Genomic DNA, 21973 nt, shown 5'->3' with positions numbered 1-21973 from the left:
AACTAATGCGAAACCCACGCTTCCGCCGCCCGCTCAGCCTTGTCAGGATCAGCTTCCACCCCATCCGGCTGCACCGGTCCCTCATACCGCTTGCCCGTCCGGTCCAGTTCAAACTTTGCGGCCACTGCCAGTATCCCGCCATCAGGCAGGGGAAAGCTCTTGTTCCCACTGGTCTGCCCATGCGTCGCGGTTCCAAAAAACCGCGTGTTGGGTCGCCCTTTCAGCGCAATGGCAACCGCTTCCCCCGCGCTGGCGGTTTGCGGGCCAATCAGAACCGCTACAGGCACACGGGACAAATCCGGTCCGTCGTCCTGCGGAGCCACACCTTGCGCCACAGCCCGCCAGGGGGCAGAGCGCTTCCCCGTTCGGTCTTCAAAAAAGCCCAGATCCCCATTGCCGAGCAGCGGCCTCAAGGCTTGCAGCATTGGCCACATATTGCCGCCTCTGTCATGGCGCAGATCCACAATCCACCCGTGCATGTCAGGAGCCTGCGCAAAAATCTGCTGCCCGGTGCGGGAAAAAGCTTGCATCCCCTCAGCAGAATGAGAGGTCAAAGCAGGGAGAGAAATCTTCCCAACATCAGAGCCAATTTTCGTAAAGACGGGCATCTGCTCAGGCTGCGCCTCCAACCTGTGTGCTGTATCGGGGGGCATCACAAAACTATGCCCGTCATGCAGGTCAGCAAGCAGATGCCTTATCTCGGCATACACATCCTCAGCCGAGCCCGCTCCTGCCAGTTCCAGCAAAGGTGGCGTGCGGCTTTCCCAGTCAATCAGGGACGCATGCAGCGCATGCGTGCGGATGGCATTTATCGCAAAAGTCATGGTTTGCACAGCAACAGACTGACCGTTATTCTCCCCCTGCGCGGGCTGGGCAGGCCCCATATGCACTCCGCAGGCACGCACGGTCCCCGGTCCACGCAACAGCACACCATAAACAACCCGCGAGGCCTGCGGCGGAACCCACATCGTCATCTCCTGCACACCGGTCACACTTTGCCCGCGCACCAGGTCCTTTTGCGTATTTCTAAACCCGATCTGCTTTGTGCCGTCATACAGCGTCAGCCAGAGGCCCGCGCCCGCCTGCACATCCTGCACGCTCAGTTGCGCACGCAGGCGCAACACCTTGTTCTGCAAACCATCTGTTGAAAGCGCAGTCTGCGTCACAGCATATTGCGTCGGACTGGCGGTGGCAGAGTGCAGCACCACCGCTTTTTCTCCATCCGGGCAGGGTGCCCCCTCAGACAACGCAAACTGATGCTGCGGGTCAAACAGTTCCCACTGCACGGGGGCAGCAAACCCCTGTGTTGGACCCATCAAAACCCCACCTGCACCCACCAGAAGAACCAGCCTCTTCAAGTCACCCACGGGTCTTTTCCTGCCGCCAGTAGAGCCATGAAAGACCATAGCAAAACGCAAGCATCCCCAGCATGACACAATTGATAAGTTTCAGATCCACCGGTCGGCCCAGCATCCCAAAACCGGCAGCAATCAATCCGACACCTGCAAGAATAAACAGCGGTCCACAGGCCCGATGCGTGCGGTCCCAAACCCGTGCATTGGCTTTTGTCCACGGGGTGCGAATACCCACCAGACTATTGGGCCGGATTTTCCCCAGACAGTTCCCAACAACCAGCAGGAAAACCCCCGTCATCACAGCGTTGAGGGACCCCAAAGCAACTTTAATCCCCACCGCATACTCCATGGCCCCAACAGCCAGAGCACAAAGAGCGGCTGTGAGCGTAATCCACGCCAGATCATAAACCGGCAGAGACGTCTGCAAACCGGTGTCGGACCGAAAGCAGTATTGAATGCCAAAAAACACAAGCCACAGCCCGCTCAGCAACCCGATCCATATCGAAATCCCATGCAGGGGCGTCGCAAACCGATCAGGCACCCACCGGCCGGAAAAATGGACCGGCACCAGCGCATCCGCCGGGGCAAGCCAGAGGATAACCAGACCAATGGCAGCCGTTGCCGCAATCAGCGCGAAGGAGAGGCGGGGGCCGTATCTGTGCTGCATGAGGGGTCACTCTTTCCCAGGCGCATGGTGGAAGCAAGCCGCAGCCAGGCCTCTTCCAACACCGAAAGTTTCAGGTGATAGACTAAAGTTGTGCCAATCCGTTCCCGATGCACAAGGTCCGCCGCAAGCAATACGGCCAGATGCCCGGAAAGGGTCGGCTTGGCGAGGGTAAAGCAGTCCGCAATGTCGCCAGCCGTCATCTCCCGCTCGCGCAGCATTTCCAGAATGGCGCGGCGGGTCGGGTCAGCAAGGGCTTTAAACACATCATTCATGATTCGCTATTTAGCAAATTACCAAAATAAACACTACATCATTCTGCGCCCGACCTCACACCTTTTGTTGACGCCCGTTCGCCCCACCCGTAAAAAGCCCCCGTTCCAAACACGCGATGCCCTACCCGGCGCAGCCTTATTGAGCGCCGGAGGCGCTGCCTGCTATGTCCCCATCCATCACATTTGCCGATCTCCCCCTGACGCAGCCCCTGCAGGATGCGCTGGCCGAAACAGGCTACACCACCCCCACGCCCATTCAGGCCCAGTCCATTCCTTTCCTGCTGGAAGGGCGGGATCTGCTCGGCATGGCGCAGACCGGCACCGGTAAAACCGCGTCTTTCGTGCTGCCGCTGCTGCATCGCATGGCTCAAAACCCGCGTCCGGCCCCCAAACGTGGCGCGCGCGTGCTGGTTCTGGCCCCCACGCGGGAACTGGTGTCTCAGATTGCCGATGGGTTTGAAAATTTCGGGCGGCACCTGCCGTTCACCGTCACCACCATCTTCGGTGGCGTCAGCCCGATGCATCAGATCAACGCGCTGAAAAACGGCGTGGATGTCATTGTTGCCGCACCGGGCCGCCTGCTGGATCTGGTCACACAGGGTGAATGCGACCTCTCTCAGCTTGAAGCACTGGTGCTGGATGAAGCCGACCAGATGCTCGATATGGGCTTTGCAAAACCCATCGAACGCATTGTCGCGATGCTCCCCAAAGAGCGCCACACCATTCTGCTCTCTGCAACAATGCCGAAATCCATTGCCGCACTGGCCGAAAGCCTGCTGCAAAATCCGGCGAATGTCGAAATCGCGCCGCCCTCCACCACGGTGGACCGCATTGAGCAGTCCGTCATGTTCATGGACGCAGCCCACAAGAAAGAAGCCCTGCTGGAACTGCTGCGCACGCCCGGTATGGGGCAGGCGGTGGTCTTCACCCTGCAAAAGAATATTGCTAACGAAGTCTGCGCCTTCATCACCGAGGCCGGCATCACGGCAGAAGCCCTGCACGGCAACAAGTCACAGGGCCAGCGGGAACGCGCTCTGGAAGCCTTCCGCGCTGGCACCGCACAGGTTCTGGTGGCAACAGATATCGCGGCACGTGGCATTGATGTTGATACCGTCACGCATGTTTTCAATCACGACCTGCCCAGCCTGCCGGAAAGCTACGTCCACCGCATTGGCCGCACGGGCCGGGCAGGGCGCAGCGGCTACGCTATTACACTGTGTGATGCCGAACAGCGCGCCTGGCTGCATGATGTCGAGCGTGAAATTGGCCGCACCCTGACGGTCCACACAGACCACGCCTGGCATTCGGAAGAAGCCCGCACCTCCACCAAACGCGCCCCTGTCCTCGGTGGCGGCCCGGTCAAACAGATCAAGCCGCAGAAGGTCCGTGAACGCAAAATCTGGACCGAAGAAGAAAAAGCCGCCGCCCGCGCCGCCGCCATGGCCGCCCGCAGCGGGGCCTGATTTCCTTAAAAAACCTGCCGCAACCGCACAGTTTTCTTATCACCCGTCTCTAAAACCAGCGCGTTCCCGTCCGTCCGCCAGTGCGTCACCGCACGGGTGAGGGCGGAGAACTGCCGGGCGATCGCATCCTGTCGGCCGAAGCAGGCCATCATGGTGCTGATGCCCCCCTGCGCTGAGGCCTTCACGCGGCCATCCTTGCCAAATTCCAGCCCACCTACATAACGGTTGCACCCGTCAGAGCCGGAAATCTTGCCGCTGTCATTAATGTCCAGCGTGGGGGCCATGTCCGGTGCCCCGGCTTTCAGGCCCGGCTCATCCGTAGTGCGGTCCGTGTCAGACGGCGGCTTGCTGCCATCGGCCAGCCGGTGCCCGTCCAGTGCCGTTACCACCCAGCGCGTGCCGTTCAGGCTGGTCGGCGCAAGGGACGCCCCACCACAGCCAGTCAGCGTACGCCCCTGTGTCACAATGCGCACCGTATCGGCATAACTCTGGCCGCTCATGCTGTCGGAACACGCCTTGGCCGTAATCTCCACCTGCATATTTTTCGCCTCATAGCTACGGCTCCCGCCTTCCGCATGGGCATGCAAAACCGGGCTGGCCGTGCGCGGCCCGTCCGGCGTTTCCAGCGTCAGCATGTTCTGCGCCAGCGTCATGTTCCAGGAGGGCTCATTGCCAGAGGCCTGATAAATTCCGTCGGGTTTACCAGAGGTCGCCACGGGCTGCGTGGTGGTCTGCCCTGCACACCCTGCCAGCACTCCAGCCAGCCCGAGCGCCAGCATGCCACCGGTTGCGCCGCGCCGCAGGCCACGCCGCGCTGTCTGGTCAACGCGCGTGGTCCGCGCCTGTCGTGCTGTGGCCTGTGCGCCTGTTTCCGTGGTGTGCATCTGGTTCCTCATCGTCCTCTGGTCGGCCTGAGCCGTTGCCTCATCCTACTGCCATTTCCCACAACAGGGCCAGCCTGCCTCTAACGCTGGTGCGCTCACTCCGTTGCGCTCCCGCCATAGTTCGCCCCCGGCGCAGAGGCTCCCAACCGTGACGCCCCCAGACCAGCCGTGATATGCTGCCCGCATCCAGCCAGCCGGCAAAGCCACAGGGGAGCCCACCGTGCCAGAAAACAGCGTCGCGGAGAAAATCGCCATTGGTGTATTCAGCCTGCTGCTGGCTGCGGCCACACTGGCGGCCGGGATCTATTCCACGGATATCCTGCTGCATAGCTCAAAATGGCAGAACCTGAGCCATTACAGCACTCTGCTGATTGTGCCGCTCGGCCTCGTGCTTTATCTCAGGCATCGCAGGCGCGGCCGGAAACCAGAGGGCGTGCAGGATGACCCCTATGGCGGCTTGCGGTAACGCGGCCACCCCTACCAGACAGACCAGCCAGAAAGACCACCATGATTATTCAGGGCTATAATTTTTTCTGTGATATGCCCGATGACATGCGCTACCTGCGCAACAGCACCCCGGACGAAAGCTTTATTGAAGAGAACATGATCTTCATTCTGCCCGACAGGCTGAAGAAGTTCCGCAAGAACCTCTGGCACGTGCGCAGAAACGCCGGGGCAACGCATATTTATATTCCGCTGTTCCGCGTCAAAACTATTCTGGAACAGGACCCCATCCCACCGGGGTATGAAGGCCCGTTTGACGTCTTCCCGTTCTACACGCACACCTCCAAACGCCGCAGCCGTGCGCTGGATTATTACCTGCTGTTCGTCTTCCGGCATAAAGAGACGTATGTGCAGTGCAAGTCCCTGCTTAAGCCGGAAAAAGGTTGACGCCCACGGCCATATGCCAGTGGGGATTAAAAGCGATAGCCAATTTTAATATCCGGCAGCCAGCCCGGTGAGTTCTTGAACTGCGTAAAGCAGGATCGGGAATAAGCCAGTTTGCCACCGCTGTCGTCGTGGTGGTTTTCTATGTAATCGGGGTGGCCACCTCTGCGGCAAGGCAGGGGGCAGGTCCGTCAATTCGGAACCGTTCTCCTCAGAGTGCCTTCAAGACGTTTTAAAACGGCAACAGACCCCTGACGTCTTCCTGCGCGTGTTCCGCCACAGTCTGCACATCATCCTGCTCAACCTCCTGCGCCAGAGCCTCCAGCGTGGCACAGCAGTCCAGCACGGCCAGCGGAGCCGCTTTAAAATACAGCGCATCAAGCAGGGGCGTAATCTCGCGCACCGTCCGCCGTAAACACGCCGCAACCTGTGTCAGCGTTGCACAGTCCAGCGCCTCCTGCCTGCGCAAAAAGGCCGCACTTCCCGGCAAGGGCATCCAAAATGCTGCACCAGACCCGGTGTTTTCGGGACGCGTAACAGGGCGGGATGAGGAGGATATCATCAGCAGCACTCACAAAGATCATCAGCACAAACCATCTGTGTAAGGCTGACTATCTCGTGCCGCTGCCGTTTCCTGCCTAAAAAAGAAAAACCGGAAGACCCATAAGGAATCTTCCGGCTTTCCGGTCTCTTAAAAGGCAAAATGCCTCAGTGGTTTACACAGTCCCGGCAGACGGGCGTGTCTTCCACACAATACGGCCCGGCAGACAGAACGCGCACGGTCAACACCGTTAACGCATGCTGCAACGAGGTCGGGACCGGCAACACGGCTGAGCCATTCGTCCAGCGTGCGCCATTGGGTTCCGGTGTATGCCAGCCGGGCAGGGTACCGTCCTGCGCCTGCGGCACGATGCTGCGCGGGGCAAGATTGCCTTCACACATCACAATGTCGCCCACCAGAACACCCAGCATCCGCCGGTCATCCACAAACGGCCCCACCACATCACACGGGCGGCTGGCGCGGGAGACAAGCCGAACCTGCGTTACACCCGCCGGAAGCATGAAAGACGCCAGGCCATCCTGCATACGGATTTTGCGGATGGTCTGTCCGCACATCGTTTCCAGGTGCAGATCAGCCTCGTAGGTCAGTTCCGGTCCAGCCTCTGTTCCCCGGGTCTCTCCGTCGCCAGACTGTGCAGCCCGCGCGGCCAGCGCACGGAACATGGGTTCCACCTCTTCGCGTGCCACCGCCAGCGGGGCAGCGGCATGTTGTGCCCAGCTGCGCGGTCCTGCGCCCAAAGTTGCCACTTTACCGGCTTGTGCAAAGGTGCCCCGGTTGCCGGTATCCAGATAGCTTTCCGTCAGCATCCCATTGGCCATAATCACGGCATGCTGTGCCGTTTCCACATGGTAGTAGGTGTACTGCGTCAGGGTGCGATCATAAAAAATGCTGCGGCCATTGACCAGCATCCGAACGGGAACAAAACGACCGTTCAGAAACAGGCAGTGTTCGGGCGTAATCAGCAGGTCTTTATACGGCACACCCTCGGCAAGAGCACCCGCCCGGATACGAACCGGATATCCCGCTTCATCATCCGGCAGGTCGGCGCGCACTGTCGCAGTCTGATACCCGGCCCAGATGACGGGCTGATACACCTCCTGCCCAGTGGTTACCGTCAGAACCAGATCACCCACACGCACATCTTCAACGGCCACATCGCCTTTTGCGGTGCGGATCATGGAGCCGGCCAGAAAGCACGTCACTGTGGCCGTTCGGGCGCTGCTGTCATACGTAAACCCGGCATCCTGAATATAGGTGCTGCCGGTATGCTGACTATCACCGCTCTTGCCGTCGATCGTCCCTGTCGAGGAAGGGGCCGGGCTCAGATCCTGCGGAGAATAGTAAACAGTATTGCCATCAGCATCTGTCAGAACATTTCCCTGTGCGTCTCGTTTGGGAGCGAAGGAAAGGTTGGAAACAATAGCCGACTGCGTCCAGTTATTACTGTCCACTGGTACCAGCGTGTAGGTGTTGCTGTCTCCGTTCTGAATCCAGCGCACATGCGGATAGCCGGAGTTCGCCACCACCACACTGTCAGACGGTGTGAAATTCTCCACCGTCCCGATGGAAAGAGAGGCGTTATTCAGCACCAGTGTATTATGCGTGTTGTCCAGGGCCTCCCCAAACACCACAGTCCCTGCCACGCTGCCATTCAGAGTGACAGTCGCACCATCATTCAGTCCCAGCGTGCCATTGATCGTGGCGGAGGAAGGTGCCGTCAGGGTGGTTGCCGCACCGCTGACAGTCAGTGCGCCAGAGCTGGCCACGCTCAGTCCGTTGGCGTTTACGGTGCCATTTTCCAGCGTCACCGCAGCGCCGTCGGCCACGGTCATGTTGGCCACGCCCCCATAGGTCTGGCCAGCCAGATCCACTGTGGCATTCGCCGGAAAGGCCACAGGTGCCCATGTGCTGCTGGTGCCCGGAGGCAAAGCAACCTGCTGCCCGTTCACCCATGTCAGCGGATAGGAGGTGGTATTCCCGCTCTGGTCGTAATAGGTCCAGTTTTTGGTATCGGCCCAGCTTGTGCCGTCTCCGGCGCCCGTCCAGACATAAGTCGCGGTGTAAGATGCGCTCATGCGCGTATCCTTATTTTGTTAATAAATACTCAATTTTTAATCTTTCGTTATCCATATCAATCGACTTCATTTATTCAAATTAGTATTTTTTAATGAATCTGTATCAAACATATTGTAATGATCTATATTCAACTGAATACAGTCATTGTATTCAGGCTATCTCTCGGATATAACTCGTAAAAATAGCGCTCTTTAGTGTCTCATAAATAAGATGTTTGTATTTATGGCACGCTTGGGAAAAGATTTTTTCTTGGTTCGGAGTGGTCTGCGGTACTTATTTCTACCACGTGCAGCGTTAAAGAACGCGCACCTCTCCTGTCCGGAGTATGTCAGTTTTCGCGTGCTTAGAAGGCTCTGTTACAGCCGCCGCGCAAACCACACGACCCGGCCAATAATCTGCACCTGGTCGGCGGGAACGTCATAAGGGGAAAAACGCGGGTTTTCGGACTTGATGCGCACCATCGGTTCCGAGGCTTCATGCGCCCGCTCCGCCCACTTGCACACCACGCCATCGCCATCAAACAGGACAAAAATCCCCGGTTCGATAATGGATGTCTTGCGCGTATCCACCAGCACCATGTCCCCGTTCTGGAGCATCGGCTCCATGGACTGGCCTTCCACTTCAATCACCCGGAGGTCGGAGGGTGAGGCCCGCAGCGCACCACGCACAAACTCTTCCTCAAAAAACTTGGGCCGCCCCAGCAGCCGGTCTTCCACATAGCCGCAGCCGCCCATGCCCGCCCGGAGCGAGATATAAGGCACCGCCACATAACCCGGCGGGTTCAGCTCCATCGTAATTTCCGGCTGGTCCGGCGTTGCAATGTAGGTGGACCGCGCCTCCCGCGCCACGGACTGCCCCCCGGCGGGGAACAGCAGATCCCGCGCCGTGCAGCCAAGGATGGAGGCCACGCGCTCCAGCTTTTCTCCGCCCGGATTGCGCGATTTCCCTTTCAGAATATCGCGCACATAGGTGTCGCCCACACCTGCGCTGCGGGACAGGGCTTTTTGCGTCAGGCCCAGCAGGGCCATGCGGCGTTCCAGTTCTCTGGCAACAGATGAGCGATCCATGGGGGAACTATCCCACGCGATCCCCCAAAGATCAAATGGGATATATCTCTTCAATATCCCCTTGACGCGTTGTGACTGGTCACCCTACCGTCCCCCTTAAGCCTCACCCCTTGTGATGAGGTTGTTTTGATCGCCTCCATTCAAAGGAAGAGTGCCTATGTCGGCCTCACAGTCTCCCGCTCCCTCCATTTCAACCCTGATTTCTGGCGGATTTCCCGCCATGCCTCTGGTTCGTGCTCCCGGCATGCCCCATGCAGCCCGTCCCGCGGCGGCGCAGAACACCCCTCGCACCCCGGCGCACATCATCCCCCGCTGTCCCCCTGTTGCAGCCACGTCCGCACCCATCCCATCCCCGCAGCGTATTTCCGCGCATAAGGGTGATAAATCCCCCTCAACATCCCACCCGAGTCCCGCCCGCGCAGCGGACACCGCCCTCCACGCCGCCGCCCGCCCCAAAACGGATGCCGCCCTGCTGGAGCAGATGGTTGCCCTGCGGCGCGCCGGAAAATCCCTGCGGCAGATCGGGCGGCAGACAGGCCGCTGTATGGAAGGCGTGCGGCAGGCTCTGATGCGGTACGAGCAGGCCCGGTCCGAAACCCCGGCTCACGCCGCGCAGGATGAGGAGTGGCACGAACCCCTGCGTGACCCGGAACCGCTCCCCGCCGGTCACCCCATCGCCACGCAGGCCATCTGGCGCGGGCTGGAGCGCTGGAGGGACGTGGTATGAGCAAACGCCGCTGGTCCAAATTCTGGTGGCAGGATTACGAGCGCGACCCCGCTTTGCGCCTGTGCTCACTCGCCGCACAAGGCCTGTGGATGCGCCTGCTGTGCCTGATGCACGAGGCCGAACCCTACGGCCATTTGTGCGTCAATCACCGCCCGCTGCACACGCGCCAGCTTGCACAGATGCTGGGCGTGTCAGACCGCCAGATCCAGCGCCTGATGGCCGAACTGCGTGAGGCCGGGGTGTATAGCACCACGCCAGAGGGTGCTGTTTTCTGCCGTCGCCTGCTGCGGGACAAAGCAGCGTCGGACCTCGGGGCACAGTGGGGCCGCACCGGTGGCAACCCGCAGCTCAAACCCACGTCCGCCGCAAACTCGGCCCCCCAACCCGGCCAGCAGCCGGAAAGGGCAGGGGAGGCCTTAACCACACCCGCGCCTCAGCCCCTTAAACACCAAGAAGCAGAGGCAGAGTCAGAAGCAGAAACCTCCCTCACTGCGTTCGGGCCGGACAGTGATGCGCGCACGCATTTATTCAACACAGGCCTGTTGTTTTTAAAACGGGTCACCGGCAGACCAGACCGCTCGGCCCGTGCGCTGCTGGGCAAATGGCTGAAAATGCTCGCCGATGATGCCGCCACCCTTCTGGCCGTGCTGGCTGAATGTGAGGCCTTCAACCCGGCAGAACCCGTCTCCTGGCTGGAAGCCACCATCCGCCACCGCCTCGCCGCCCAGAGTGACGCCGCCCAGGCCGAACCCGACCAGCCCCAGAGCAGCACACCCCACGCCAACCGCATGGCCGCATGGGCCGCCGTGCCCGATCTGGAAGGCGTCTGACCATGCCCACTCCAGCCCACGTGCCCGCTCGCCCTTACACACCCCCATCCCCCGCGCTACGGGCCATTTTCGCGGCACAGGCCGCAGGGGTGCCGCTCATCCGGCGAGACGTGCCGCCAGACCTCATCACGGCGTTGCAGGCCCACGCCCAAAGTCTGCACACAGCCTTGCAGCCGGTGACGGAACTGCACGTCGCCGCATGGCTCAAAAAGCTCGGCCAGCTCGTCACCAACCCGCCGGGGGCAGCGCACGCCGCCGCCCAGTGCCGCGCTATTTTTGAAGTCTGCGCAGATATTCCCGCCGGTGCATGGGGGCCGGAGGCGCGACTTGCCTGGACGCGCCAGCCCCCGAGGGACGACTACCCGGTCGGCGCGCGCTGGCCCTGCCCGAACGAGCTGCGGACCATCCTGCTCCCCTTCGCCAACGCCCTGCGGCGGGATGCTGCCAGCAGCCGCACTTTGCTGGCTTGCCTCCCCACATCCCTGCGCGACCAGACGCCCACGGCACACGCCGCCGCATAACCACACGACGTCTCCAGTGTTCTGACACCCTCTTCAAAGGCCCCACTATGGCAAAACAGAAAACCAGAAACCGCATGTCTACAGAAAACACTTTCGCGGAGAACGCTCCCACGCCCGAACGCCGCGCCCACTCGGAATTTGTCGGCACAGCGCCCACCCGCGTCCTGCGCACCGTGCAGGCGTTGCTTCAGGCAGGGGACATCACCCAGCCCGCCGCCGATGCTGCCGAGCGCTGGTATCGGGACTACGTGTTTGGCTATTGTGACTACGTGGAGTTTTCAGACCAGCACCGCCCCAGCACGCTCACCCGGCATGATGCCGTCTCCTGGCAACTGGTCCGCGCCCGTGCCATGGCACGAATCACAGCAATTCGGGAGGCTCTGGGCCTGTGCGCCCATCAACGCCTGCGGATGATGCTGGTGGATGAACTCTCGTTCCGTGCTATGGGCGAGGCCCTGTTTCCCGCCATCTCGGCCAGTTCCTCCCAGCGCAAAATTGCCGCCCAGTGCGCCCTGTTGCTGGAACAGCTGGCCGACCGTCAGGAGGCTGAGCGCAAGGCCGCCAAAGCTGCCCGCGCCGCAAAAAACACACCCGCCCAGCCCGCCGCGCAAACAGAACAGGCTTGACGCGCAGAGGCTTTCAGAACAGGGCAGGGGGAAGGCCCACCGTATCCGTATGGAGCACAGTAGCATGACCCCGAAACTCTATATTTACGATCACTGCCCGTTCTGCGTGAAAGCAGAGATGATTTTCGGTCTGAAAAACCTCCCCTATGAACGCATCATCCTGCTCAATGATGATGAAGCCACGCCCATCGGCATGGTCGGCCGCAAATCCCTCCCCATTCTGGAGGAAGAAGGCCGCTTCATGCCGGAAAGCATGGATATCGTCACCCATATCGACCAGCAGGGCACGCCTGTCCTGACAGGCACCCCCAACCCGGCCATTACGGAATGGATCAGCGTGACCAGCAGCACGCTCTATAATCTGTTCCTGCCGCGCGCCGCCTGCGCCCCGCTGCCGGAATTTGCCACCACTGCCGCCCGCGCATACTTCCTGACAAAAAAGGAAGCCGCCACCGGCCCGTTCTTTGAAATTCTGCGGGACAGTGAGGCAGGGATCGGCAATCTGAACGTCATGCTGAAAATGCTTGCCCCGCTTATCCGCAGCCCGGAAGCCGTCAACGGCACGCTCTCCACAGATGATATTCACCTGTTCGCCCACCTGCACAGCCTCTCGCTCGTGCGCGGCATTGTCTATCCGCCCGCCGTCGAGGCCTATCGTCAGACCATGTCCCGCCTCTCCGGCGTGGGGCTGTATGACGCTATTGCCGCCTGAAAACACAGGGACTTTTCACAAAAAAAAGGGGCTGGCCAGAACACCCGGCCAGCCCCTTTTTTACGTGCGGCCCGGCATCCCGCCAGCCCCGCGCCTCTCTGTTATCCCGGCGGATGTTACCTGCCGGAAAGCGCGTCTTTTCCCTGCGCGTCAGACACGCGCCAAATCACATTCCCTACATCATCGGCCACCAGCAACGCGCCCGTCTGGTCCAGCGCCAGACCAACAGGCCGCCCATGCGCATGGCCCTCACCGGGGGTCAGAAAGCCAGTCAGCGCATCCACCGGCACGCCGGAGGGGCGGCCATTCAGGAACGGCACAAAAATCACCTTATATCCGCTCTTCGGCCTGCGGTTCCAGGAGCCGTGCTGGGCAATAAAGGCCCCGTTCCGCCAGGCGGCGGGCAGGGTGCTGTCTTGTGCAAACAAAAGACCCAGGCTGGCAGTATGAGAACCAAGCGCATAGTCCGGCGCTATGGCGGTGGACACCAGAGCCGGGTTCTGCGGTGTGACCCGCGTATCCACATGCCCGCCATAATAGCTGAAGGGCCAGCCATAAAACGCCCCTTCCTTGACCGATGTCAGGTAATCCGGCACCAGATCACTGCCAATTTCATCCCGCTCATTCACAACAGTCCACAGCGCGCCGGACTGGGGTTCCCACGCCAGCCCGTTCGGGTTGCGTAAGCCGGTGGCAAACGGCGTCAACTTGCCGCTGGTCAAATCAAGTTTGTCAATGCGCGCCCGGCCTTCCTCGGCCTGCAATCCGTTTTCCGCCGCATTGCTGTTGGAACCAATGGTCACGTAAAGAGACTGCCCATCCGGGCTTGCCAGAATGTTCTTGGTCCAGTGGTGGTTATAGCCCGAGGGCAGATCCACCACTTTTTCCCCCGGCGCAGTAATGGATTTCTGCCCGGTCTGATACGGAAAACGCCAGATTGCATCAGCATTCGCTACATAAAGCGTGTCCCCAACCAGCGCCATGCCAAAAGGTGAGTGCAGATGCTCCAGAAACACGCTCTGCTCTTCCGCAATGCCATCCCCGTTGCCATCCCGTAGCAAAAGAATACGGTTCGGGCTGGGCACATCCGCCCCCACAAGGCCCTGAATGGCACGGGCAATCCGGTTTTTAACGGATGTTTTGTCCGTGCCGGGGGAGTTGGTTTCCGCCACCAGCACATCCCCGTTCGGCAAGGCATACAGCCACCGCGGGTGGTTCAGCCCTTTAGCAAAGGCCTGCACGCTCAGCCCTGCGGAAGCATGGGGCTTTTCCCCGTCTTTCCAGCCAGTCGGGCGGGCAATATTGACGGTCGGCATCAGCGTCGCATTGGGCGGCGGCAGCTTGGGGTGAGGCCCCGTTCCGGCAGAAACCGGAAGCTGGGCAGATTCCGGCCGCAGCACAAATTTATAGGTTCCAGCCCCCACAAGGACCAGAACAATCCCCAGCCCCAGAAGATAACGGCGTGTGTGTGTCATGAGTGTGCACATCCCTGTTCGTCAGGCACACGGTCACGGAGGTGTGCCGGAGCCTCTCCCTTCAAACACGCAAGCCGGGAGGAAGTTCATTCCGGCCAGAAATCCTGCCTGCTGCACCGCTTGTCTGCGCGCGTGGTCACCCCTATCCCTTCGGCATCATCGCAAAAGTCCTGCCAGAGAGCGTTTTTCAAAACCCCGGGCAGACTTTGCAAACATCCCCGCATCATCGTGCAACGGACTGTGTTTTTCATGCAGCCGTGCCGCAAGTCTCAGGAGTCCTCATGGCGGGTGCATCCCCGGCTTCAGGCGTGCGCGCAGGTGCCGTCTTCTGTTCCGCCGCAACATGGTGGGTTCTGGCAGCGCGCAAGGGGGCCGCTCTGGTCTTCTGTCCCATCCTCGCGCAGGCAGAAAACCACCACCGGGCCGATATCCCGGTGCCCTGGGCGGAAGCCCTGCGGTCAGGCTGCCCGGATGGCGCCCGCATCCGCTGCCGCCCCGTCCTGCGTCCCTCCACACAGGGGCTCATCCGGCGCGGCCAGTTCAGCGCCGCCCTTACAGAACGTCTCCTGACCACGCTCTGCGCAGAACTCCGCCACCGCCAGCAGGAAGACGCCCCCGCACCACGTTTTTCTACAAGACACCGGGATAAAACCGGCAGGTTTCACACATCGCCCTCCTGCACCGGCGCGCTCCACCTGCCACCTTACCGCCCGGAACCACGCTCCCCCCGCGTCCTGCATTTTTTCTGAAAATCCATGCCAGAAAAACCCGTTCCTCCTAAACGACGCTCCAGAAAACCCACCCCCATCACCCCGCTGGATATTTTCACCCGCGTCATGCAGGGGGACGAGACCATAACCGACCGCCAGTTTGACGCCGCCAAAGTGGCCGCCCCCTACCTGCACCCCAAACTGGCGGGCCTGTCCATGAATGCGGTTGTTCGCCGCGGCGTCGAAGAGTTTTCGGATGATGAACTCAACACACTTGCGCAAACAGGCGCAGCAGGCCGCCCGGACTGAACTCGCCCGTCGCGCTGCGGCCAGAGCGGGCCTTCTGGATTTCACGCGCTACACCATGCCGGACTACCAGGCCGGCGCACATCATCATCTGTTGTGTGAGAAACTGGATGCCGTGGAACGCGGGGCCATCACCCGTCTCATGGTCTTCATGCCACCCCGGCATGGAAAATCTGAACTCACCAGCAAGCGTTTTCCGGCATGGTATCTGGGCCGCAACCCCACAAAACAGGTTGTCTGCGCGTCCTACGGGGCCTCACTGGCGCAGGACTTTGGGCGAGACGTCCGTAACCTCGTCGCCTCCCGCCGCTTCAACTCTCTGTTTCCCAGCGTCACACTGGCCGCAGACAGCAGCGCGAAAGATGCCTGGCACACAGCCCAGGGCGGCCTCTACGCCAGCATGGGCATTGGCGGCGGCCTGACAGGGAAGGGCGCTCACCTCGCCATTGTGGATGATCCGGTCAAAGACCGTCAGGAGGCCGAAAGCCCCGCCCGCCGCGCTGCCGTGTGGGACTGGTATCGCGCCGTCCTGCGCACCCGCCTCATGCCGGGCGGGGCCATTGTGCTGGTCATGACCCGCTGGTCACCGGATGATCTCGCAGGCCGCCTGCTGGATGACATGCAGAACGCCACCGGCGAGGCATGGGACATCCTCCGTCTTCCCGCCCTCGCGGAAGACACTGACCCCCTCAACCGCGCCCCCGGCACAGCTCTCTGGCCACAGGCTTTCCCGGAGCCGGAACTCGCCCGCATCCGCCTCGCCATTGGTGCGCGGGAATGGGGTGCCCTCTACCAGCAATCTCCCGTTCCGGCAGAAGGCACGTTGTTCCAGACGGGCATGATCAGCGTGCAATCCGCCGCCCCCGCAGGTGGCCAGACCGTCCGCCGATGGGACCTCGCCGCCACCCGCCACAGCACAGGCCGCAATGCGGATTGGACAGTGGGCGTCAAACTCTCCCGCCTGCCGGATGGCCGGTTCTGCGTTCTGGATGTCACCCGCCTGCGCGGCGACCCTGCTCAGGTGGAAGCAACACTCCTCGCCACCGCAGCACAGGACGGCCCCGCAACCCGCATCATCCTGCCGCAGGACCCCGGTCAGGCTGGCGTCGCACAGGCCCGCTACCTCACAGGCCGCCTCGCGGGCTATCAGGTCAAAACCGTGCGGGAAACAGGCGATAAAGCCACCCGCGCTGCCCCGTTCGCAGCACAGGTGAACGCAGGCAATGTCCTCGCCGTCCGCGCCTTCTGGACCGCACACTTTCTGGAAGAACTCGCCGCCTTCCCCGGCGGCGGTCATGACGATCAGGTAGACGCCGCCGCAGGCGCTTTCACAGCCCTCACCGACGCAACGCCTCTGCCTCGTTTCGCCCCGGATTTCCTTGCCCGGATTTAAAGCTGGCTGGTGCAGTCGTGCCTTTCGGCAAACGGTGCCTTAGTGCGCTGCGTGCTGCCGCTTCTCATTCTGCCGACGGATTTCTTCTTCCCGTTCCCGCCGCTTGCGCTCACGGATTTCATCCATATGCGCGCCCAGATGCACTTCCCCGCGTTCCGCAGCCAGCTGCGCCTGCCGTTCGCGCTCGGCATAACGGGCACGCTGCTTTTCATCGCGTTCGTTGTAGCAATGCGGGCAACTCACCCCATGCTCATATTCAGGGGAGGCCATTTCTTCCGCCGTCAGCGGCATGCGGCAGGCATGGCACTGGTCGAGTGATCCAGGTTCCAGCCCGTGCTTCACCGTCACGCGCTGGTCAAACACAAAACATTCGCCACGCCACAGGCTTTTGTCTTCGGGAATGTTTTCCAGATACTTCAGAATACCACCCTGCAAGTGGTAAACCTCGTCCAGCCCTTCCGCTTTGACAAACGCGGTGGCTTTCTCACAGCGGATACCGCCCGTGCAGAACATGGCAATACGCGGCTTACGCCCTTCGGCCAGCAGTTCGGCCCGATGTTCGCGGAACCAGCCGGGGAACTCCCGAAAGGTCTTGGTCTTCGGGTCAATCGCCCCTTCAAAGGTGCCTGCGGCAACTTCATAGTCGTTGCGGGTATCAATCAGAATGGTGTCCGGGTCTTCCAGCAGTGCGTTCCATTCCTCGGCGGCCACGTAATGGCCCACGTCAGAACGCGGGTCCAGCCCCGGCACACCCATGGTCACAATCTCTTTCTTCAGCCGCACCTTCATGCGCAAAAACGGCATGCTCGGTGCGCGGGAGAATTTGACCTCAATTTCCGCACAGCCGGGCAGGGCGCGGATATGCTCCAGCACCGCCGCAATACCCGCATCCGTGCCGGCAATGGTGCCGTTAATGCCCTCATGCGCCAACAGCAGGGTGCCCTGCACGCCGTTTGCATCACACACCGCCTGCAACGGGCCGCGCAGCTCGGCAAAGTTTTCAAACGGCGTAAAGCGATACAGCGCAGCAACGCAAATCGGCAAAGAGGTCTCAGTCACGGCAACAACCAGTCCAGAAGTGCGATTGCAGATCAGTCCGGGCTTTAAGCATGCCAGTCCGCACACCGCCCCCTGCCGCAATCAGGATGAAATCAGCCCGCCAGACTTACTCCTCCACCCCGGTGCAGGACAAGGGCCAGCCCTTTACTGGCCTTCGTGCGCAGGCTGGGCCACCCGCCACACCTGCACGGCTTCCAGCGTTTTCTGCACATGCGTCTCCGGGTCGCCGGACGTATAGCTCAGGATAATTTTGCCCTCGGGCGTAATCACAAAGGATGTGCGGGAGGACAGCGCAAAGGACCCCTGCGTCTTCTGGCTGTCATACAGCCCGGCCACCTTCGCGCCGGGGTCCGCCAGCACGGGGAACGCACTGCGGCATTCCTCTTTGGAGAACTCGGCCACGCGCTCGGTATTGCCCGCCGTCACACCCACCACGGTCGCACCGAGCTTCTGGAAGGTGGGGATGGCTTCCGCAAAGGCATGGGCTTCCAGTGTGCACCCGCTGGTAAAGGCGGCGGGGAAGAAATACAGCACCACCGGCCCCTTCTTCAGCTCTTCTTTCAGCGAGAAAGAGAGCGGCTTCCCACCCAGCGCGCCATCCAGGGTAAAATCCGGGGCGGTGGTCCCGTTTGCCAGCGCCGCATGGGCCGCGGGGGTCATGGCTCCCGTTCCCAGCAGGACGGGTCCGGCCAGCATCGGGGCCAGCAGCGCCAGCCGGGTCAGGCGGCGCATCGGTGTCAGAATACGAGTCATCAGGCAGCTCCCAACATCATTGCAGGCAAAAGAGGCACAAACAGAGGCAGGACCGCGCCTCGGAGATCCTTGCTTTCGGCAGGGTTGACGCAGAATCGTCACTTGAGGCTCTTCCTTTTTTCTGTCCATGCTGCATAGGTGACGGGTCAGTAAAGGATAAAGACCATGAGCGACGAAAACATGAGCGACGAAAACGATGTGATCGTTGGCTACCTCGTACAGCGTGAAGACGAGGACGGCGACGTAACTTTCTGGGACCCGCGCAACGAGTGGCAGGAAGACCCCAACGAAGGCAAGTTCTACGAAAACGAGGACGAAGCCAACGCAGACGCTAAAAAACTTCAGGAAGGCGACAGCGCAACCATCACGGTTGAACTGGTCTTTGAAGATGATGAAGACCCCGAAGAGGACGCTGAAGACGAAAAAGCCTGATCTCTCAGGTTCTCTCTTCAGGCACACTCTCGTGTCAGCAGGGCAGGGGGCCCCTTACCGGGTTTCCCCTGCCTTTGCACATGCCGGGTTTATGAGCCCGCTTTAATCACCGCACACGCCACCCGATCGCCCGAGCCACCAATCGGCTGCGTGGTATAGTCATCGGGGTGCGCATGGATCACCAGTGCTGATCCCCCATTGGCCAGCAGAGCAGGCCGCGTGCTGCCGGGCTTCAGAGAAACCAGCGTGGAATACAGCTCCACCGTCGCCTGACCGTCCGGCCCCACATACAGGTTCGGCAAGTCCCCGTTATCATTGGCATTGTCATGCAGCAGCCCATGCACCACCGGCGTCATGGTATGCACATGCGCGCCTGCACTGGTGAATTTCGGCGCTTCACAACTGCCTTTTTCATGAAAATGCATGCCATGCCACCCCGGTGAGAGGTTGCGCACGCTCACCCGTAGCAGCACCCCACCGGGCGCATTAGTCACTTTCACGGTGCCGACTTCCGCGCCATCCGCGCCCACCAGCGTCCCGTCTGCCGTTTCCGCTGCACTGGCCAGCGGAGAGGCCATCACGCCCAGCAACAGTCCTGCTGCCAGCGCTTTCGTCAAACCTGTTTTCATACCGGGTGTTCCTTCAATCCTGACAGTCCGTCACTCGTAACCCACAAACAGGCTCCGGGTTCCCGACCCTAGGCCTGTTGTGATGCCCCCGCCATACACCTTCCGTTGCGCCCCTCTGTTCCGGAGAGCCCTCCCTGTGCCACGCCCCTCATTCCTCTCCCGCTGGTTCTCCCCGCGCCACCCTTCGGCAGACCTCTCCGCCCCCGCACACCCACCGTTGACCGCGGCCCACGCGTCTTCTTTGGTCCCACAGGCTACGCCCCAGTTCCAACGCCAGTCCCCGTTCTCACGCCACCCCCCTTCAGGCACACGTCCCCCTCGCCAGGAACCCCGCCTGACACGTCCCACCGCTTCGGTCCCGCCAACGCCGTCCGGCATCGGCCCGCGTGACATGGCGGAAACCCTGCGCGTGCAAAGCCTCCCGGCGCAGGCGGATGTGTTCCGGCCCTACCAGCCGCCCAAAGGCGTGCGGGGTGATGGCCGCACTCATCTGGCTATGGACAGCGCCGCCTCAGCCAATCCCGGCCTGCTCGGCTGGCTGCGGCAGGCGGTGGCGGAGGGCGTCGCCTTTCCTGGCTACCCGCGTTTGGCGGAACTCTCCCAGCGTGCGGAATACCGGCACATGGTGGAGGTCATTGCCGCCGAGGCCACGCGGGAATGGATCACCTTCCGCGCCCGCGGCACGGCAGACAAAAAGCAACGCCTTGCTGACCTTGAGCGTGAATTCACCCGCCTGAACGTGCGGGATGTCCTGCGCCGCATGGCGGAGTATGACGGCTATTACGGCATGGGCCTGCTCTATGTAGATACCGGTCAGCCCCGCACCGGCGGCGGGCTGGAAACCCCGCTGCTGCTCAGGCCAGAAACCTTCCGCAAAGGCTCGCTCCGCGCCCTCGTGCCGATCGAACCTGTCTGGACCACGCCAGACCAGTATGACACCGCCAACCCCCTCAGCACCGAGTTCTACCAGCCCTCGCGCTGGTGGGTGCAGGGCGGCCTGCTGCATAGCACGCGGCTGTTGCAGTTTGTTTCCCGACCGGTGCCGGACCTTCTCAAACCTGCTTATAATTTCGGCGGTTTGTCGCTCTCGCAAATGGCCCGCCCCGCAGTGGAAAACTGGCTGCGCACCCGCCAGTCCGTGTCAGACCTGCTGAACGCATTCTCCATCGTTGCCCTCTCAACGGATATGTCGGCCTACGCGCAGGACCCGGAAGGCCTCCTCAGCCGCATCGAAGCCTTCAACCGCTTCCGCTCCAATCGCGGCACCTTCGTGCTGGATAAAGACCGGGAAAAGCTGGAGCTTCTGGCTGCTCCGCTCGCCGGGCTAGACCGCCTGCAAGCTCAGGCGCAGGAGCAGATGTGCGCTGTAGCGCAGGAACCGCTGGTCAAATTCACCGGCATCACCCCCAGCGGGCTGAACGCCTCAGCCGATGGAGAAATCCGGGTTTTCTATGACCGCGTGCACGCTTTTCAGGAGACACTCTACCGCAAAAACCTGACCACCATCCTGCATATGGTCATGCTCAACCTGTGGGGCGAGATCGACCCGGAGATCGACTTCACCTTCGTCTCCCTCTGGCAGATGGATGAACTCGCCCGCGCCACCCTGCAAAAAACCCGCGCGGATATCGATGCCCAGAACATCCGCTCCGGCATCATCACTCCCACAGAAGCCCGCAGCCGCACCGCGCATGACACCAGCGGCCAGTACGCCTCCGTCAGTCTGGATCACTCTGGATTTGTTCCTCCCTAACGATCAGGGTTTTTCGTAATAGATTTCAACGGGAGAAAGAGAAATATGAAAATCACATCGAAATTCTTTTTCACAGTTTTGGTCGCTATGCCATTTTATGCACACGCGGCAGGAAACCATGCTGTAGGTTACAGTCCCTCGGCTTTCAAAGCCAATAATCTGATGTTAACTCAAAAAAAATCAAACCATTTTCTAGATGCCCGTGTCCAGAAGGTTAATGAGGAGGTAGGTCAAGATGTCACCTCTCCCATTACGGGTGATATTAGCAACGCGAACGTAGAGACAATTACACCGCAAGGGGATGCTGTTTTCCCTACATACACCCCGAGAGTGTTGCAGTATCATATTTCTGATTTGCCAACCTTACGAGATTTTGGAATGGAGCTCATTCCAAATACAGGTTCTCAGGATATAAACACTTTAAATTCGATATGGAGTTCATTCAACTCATATTCCCCAATTATCCTTCCTGCGGGAGCTCACTGGCCTGATAATGCTTATGTACCGATTTTGAATCCAGTAGATAGCACTAGCATTCCTATCGTTACGTCTTTTGGTCGATTGGGAGGCCAGAGACCGGGCTATAATTTTGATGAATACGGTATTGGTGTTCCTTATTATGGTAATGGTGTACCATCTTTTACACATGATGATGCAGATTTTACTTTTTCTCGTGTAGATTCCGGAGGAATTGATGCAAAAAGCTATGTGCCTCTGGCTATATTCGAATCTGTTATAGATACTCAGAGCCCTTTTGGAAATTCGCTATGATAGGTTTTCAAGAGGTTTTGAGTGTGATTCAAAGGCAGGATG

General features: G+C 60.5%; 25 protein-coding genes. 14 read left to right on the top strand and 11 right to left on the bottom strand.

What is annotated here, in order from left to right; genetic code table 11:
• Positions 1-2 precede the first annotated feature (2 nt).
• Genes HK23_RS09350 through HK23_RS09340 form a run of 3 tightly spaced genes read right to left on the bottom strand, consistent with a single transcriptional unit; the run spans position 3 to position 2294 of the window.
• Positions 3-1367 carry a S41 family peptidase gene (locus tag HK23_RS09350; RefSeq protein WP_179193862.1) on the bottom strand — a complete coding sequence of 455 codons (1365 nt, stop codon included), beginning with the start codon at positions 1365-1367 and terminating at the stop codon, positions 3-5.
• Positions 1360-2022: an SdpI family protein gene (locus HK23_RS09345; protein ID WP_086653742.1), complete on the bottom strand. Its 663-nt coding sequence runs from the start codon at positions 2020-2022 to the stop codon at positions 1360-1362. The genes HK23_RS09350 and HK23_RS09345 overlap by 8 nt, the downstream gene beginning before the upstream one ends.
• Complete coding sequence (locus HK23_RS09340) at positions 1983-2294, bottom strand: autorepressor SdpR family transcription factor (protein ID WP_086653741.1); 312 nt, start codon at positions 2292-2294, stop codon at positions 1983-1985. The genes HK23_RS09345 and HK23_RS09340 overlap by 40 nt, the downstream gene beginning before the upstream one ends.
• 164 nt (positions 2295-2458) lie before the next feature.
• Between HK23_RS09340 and HK23_RS09335 the strand changes: the two genes are divergently transcribed.
• Positions 2459-3757 carry a DEAD/DEAH box helicase gene (locus HK23_RS09335; RefSeq protein ID WP_086653740.1) on the top strand — a complete coding sequence of 433 codons (1299 nt, stop codon included), beginning with the start codon at positions 2459-2461 and terminating at the stop codon, positions 3755-3757.
• A 5-nt stretch (positions 3758-3762) separates the two neighbouring features.
• Here the strand turns inward: HK23_RS09335 and HK23_RS09330 are convergent, their stop codons facing one another.
• Positions 3763-4641 (bottom strand): META domain-containing protein, encoded by an 879-nt coding sequence (locus tag HK23_RS09330; RefSeq protein ID WP_086653739.1) that lies wholly within the window; start codon positions 4639-4641, stop codon positions 3763-3765.
• Positions 4642-4861: 220 nt separating this feature from the next.
• On the opposite strand from HK23_RS09330, the gene HK23_RS09325 reads away from it, so the two are divergent.
• Both HK23_RS09325 and HK23_RS09320 read left to right on the top strand, forming a co-directional pair.
• A complete protein-coding gene (locus HK23_RS09325; RefSeq protein ID WP_086653738.1) occupies positions 4862-5107 on the top strand; it encodes a hypothetical protein in 246 nt (81 codons plus the stop codon).
• Positions 5108-5148: 41 nt separating this feature from the next.
• Positions 5149-5532: a hypothetical protein gene (locus HK23_RS09320; protein WP_063907794.1), complete on the top strand. Its 384-nt coding sequence runs from the start codon at positions 5149-5151 to the stop codon at positions 5530-5532.
• A 229-nt stretch (positions 5533-5761) separates the two neighbouring features.
• On the opposite strand, the gene HK23_RS09315 is transcribed toward HK23_RS09320, so the two are convergent.
• From HK23_RS09315 to HK23_RS09305, 3 genes are all read right to left on the bottom strand, one after another.
• A complete protein-coding gene (locus tag HK23_RS09315) occupies positions 5762-6025 on the bottom strand; it encodes a hypothetical protein (protein ID WP_256940139.1) in 264 nt (87 codons plus the stop codon).
• A 212-nt stretch (positions 6026-6237) separates the two neighbouring features.
• Positions 6238-8166 (bottom strand): Hint domain-containing protein, encoded by a 1929-nt coding sequence (locus HK23_RS09310; protein WP_086653737.1) that lies wholly within the window; start codon positions 8164-8166, stop codon positions 6238-6240.
• A gap of 357 nt (positions 8167-8523) precedes the next feature.
• Positions 8524-9234, bottom strand: a complete 711-nt coding sequence (locus tag HK23_RS09305; RefSeq protein WP_086653736.1) for a LexA family transcriptional regulator — start codon at positions 9232-9234, stop codon at positions 8524-8526.
• 157 nt (positions 9235-9391) lie between these two features.
• Between HK23_RS09305 and HK23_RS09300 the strand changes: the two genes are divergently transcribed.
• From HK23_RS09300 to grxB, 5 genes are all read left to right on the top strand, one after another.
• Complete coding sequence (locus tag HK23_RS09300) at positions 9392-9961, top strand: hypothetical protein (RefSeq protein ID WP_086653735.1); 570 nt, start codon at positions 9392-9394, stop codon at positions 9959-9961.
• Positions 9958-10791: a winged helix-turn-helix domain-containing protein gene (locus HK23_RS09295; protein ID WP_086653734.1), complete on the top strand. Its 834-nt coding sequence runs from the start codon at positions 9958-9960 to the stop codon at positions 10789-10791. Before HK23_RS09300 ends, HK23_RS09295 begins: the two co-directional genes overlap by 4 nt.
• Positions 10792-10793: 2 nt before the next feature.
• Positions 10794-11312: a hypothetical protein gene (locus HK23_RS09290; RefSeq protein WP_086653733.1), complete on the top strand. Its 519-nt coding sequence runs from the start codon at positions 10794-10796 to the stop codon at positions 11310-11312.
• A gap of 74 nt (positions 11313-11386) precedes the next feature.
• On the top strand, positions 11387-11938 hold the full coding sequence (locus HK23_RS09285) for a hypothetical protein (protein WP_086653799.1): 552 nt from the start codon (positions 11387-11389) through the stop codon (positions 11936-11938).
• A 64-nt stretch (positions 11939-12002) separates the two neighbouring features.
• The gene (grxB, locus tag HK23_RS09280) at positions 12003-12650 is read left to right on the top strand and encodes a glutaredoxin 2 (RefSeq protein WP_086653798.1); all 648 of its coding nucleotides are present in this window, start codon (positions 12003-12005) and stop codon (positions 12648-12650) included.
• Between the two features lie 116 nt (positions 12651-12766).
• Here grxB and HK23_RS09275 read toward each other — a convergent pair whose 3' ends face one another.
• Positions 12767-14125: a PQQ-dependent sugar dehydrogenase gene (locus HK23_RS09275; RefSeq protein WP_086653732.1), complete on the bottom strand. Its 1359-nt coding sequence runs from the start codon at positions 14123-14125 to the stop codon at positions 12767-12769.
• Between the two features lie 281 nt (positions 14126-14406).
• Here HK23_RS09275 and HK23_RS09270 point away from each other — a divergent pair, with 281 nt between their 5' ends.
• Genes HK23_RS09270 through terL form a run of 3 tightly spaced genes read left to right on the top strand, consistent with a single transcriptional unit; the run spans position 14407 to position 16534 of the window.
• Complete coding sequence (locus HK23_RS09270) at positions 14407-14874, top strand: hypothetical protein (RefSeq protein WP_086653731.1); 468 nt, start codon at positions 14407-14409, stop codon at positions 14872-14874.
• Between the two features lie 6 nt (positions 14875-14880).
• On the top strand, positions 14881-15144 hold the full coding sequence (locus HK23_RS09265; RefSeq protein ID WP_256940138.1) for a hypothetical protein: 264 nt from the start codon (positions 14881-14883) through the stop codon (positions 15142-15144).
• Positions 15095-16534 carry a phage terminase large subunit gene (terL, locus tag HK23_RS09260; RefSeq protein ID WP_256940137.1) on the top strand — a complete coding sequence of 480 codons (1440 nt, stop codon included), beginning with the start codon at positions 15095-15097 and terminating at the stop codon, positions 16532-16534. Before HK23_RS09265 ends, terL begins: the two co-directional genes overlap by 50 nt.
• Positions 16535-16573: 39 nt before the next feature.
• Here the strand turns inward: terL and trhO are convergent, their stop codons facing one another.
• Both trhO and HK23_RS09250 read right to left on the bottom strand, forming a co-directional pair.
• Positions 16574-17593 (bottom strand): oxygen-dependent tRNA uridine(34) hydroxylase TrhO, encoded by a 1020-nt coding sequence (gene trhO, locus HK23_RS09255; RefSeq protein ID WP_373270322.1) that lies wholly within the window; start codon positions 17591-17593, stop codon positions 16574-16576.
• 144 nt (positions 17594-17737) lie between these two features.
• Positions 17738-18346 carry a peroxiredoxin gene (locus tag HK23_RS09250; RefSeq protein WP_086653796.1) on the bottom strand — a complete coding sequence of 203 codons (609 nt, stop codon included), beginning with the start codon at positions 18344-18346 and terminating at the stop codon, positions 17738-17740.
• A gap of 165 nt (positions 18347-18511) precedes the next feature.
• On the opposite strand from HK23_RS09250, the gene HK23_RS09245 reads away from it, so the two are divergent.
• Complete coding sequence (locus tag HK23_RS09245) at positions 18512-18778, top strand: hypothetical protein (RefSeq protein WP_063907808.1); 267 nt, start codon at positions 18512-18514, stop codon at positions 18776-18778.
• Positions 18779-18867: 89 nt separating this feature from the next.
• Here the strand turns inward: HK23_RS09245 and sodC are convergent, their stop codons facing one another.
• On the bottom strand, positions 18868-19407 hold the full coding sequence (gene sodC, locus HK23_RS09240) for a superoxide dismutase[Cu-Zn] (protein ID WP_063907809.1): 540 nt from the start codon (positions 19405-19407) through the stop codon (positions 18868-18870).
• A 136-nt stretch (positions 19408-19543) separates the two neighbouring features.
• Here sodC and HK23_RS09235 point away from each other — a divergent pair, with 136 nt between their 5' ends.
• Together HK23_RS09235 and HK23_RS14330 are read left to right on the top strand one after the other, a co-directional pair.
• Positions 19544-21160, top strand: coding sequence for a DUF1073 domain-containing protein (locus HK23_RS09235; RefSeq protein ID WP_256940136.1), 1617 nt, complete (start codon positions 19544-19546; stop codon positions 21158-21160).
• A 45-nt stretch (positions 21161-21205) separates the two neighbouring features.
• On the top strand, positions 21206-21931 hold the full coding sequence (locus HK23_RS14330; RefSeq protein ID WP_143217530.1) for a hypothetical protein: 726 nt from the start codon (positions 21206-21208) through the stop codon (positions 21929-21931).
• Positions 21932-21973: the final 42 nt, after the last annotated feature.

The organism is Acetobacter malorum (assembly GCF_002153605.1).
GTDB classification, from domain to species: domain Bacteria; phylum Pseudomonadota; class Alphaproteobacteria; order Acetobacterales; family Acetobacteraceae; genus Acetobacter; species Acetobacter malorum_A.
The sequence above is the reverse complement of the archived record's forward strand: the minus strand, read 5'-3'. Positions and strand labels throughout refer to the sequence as shown.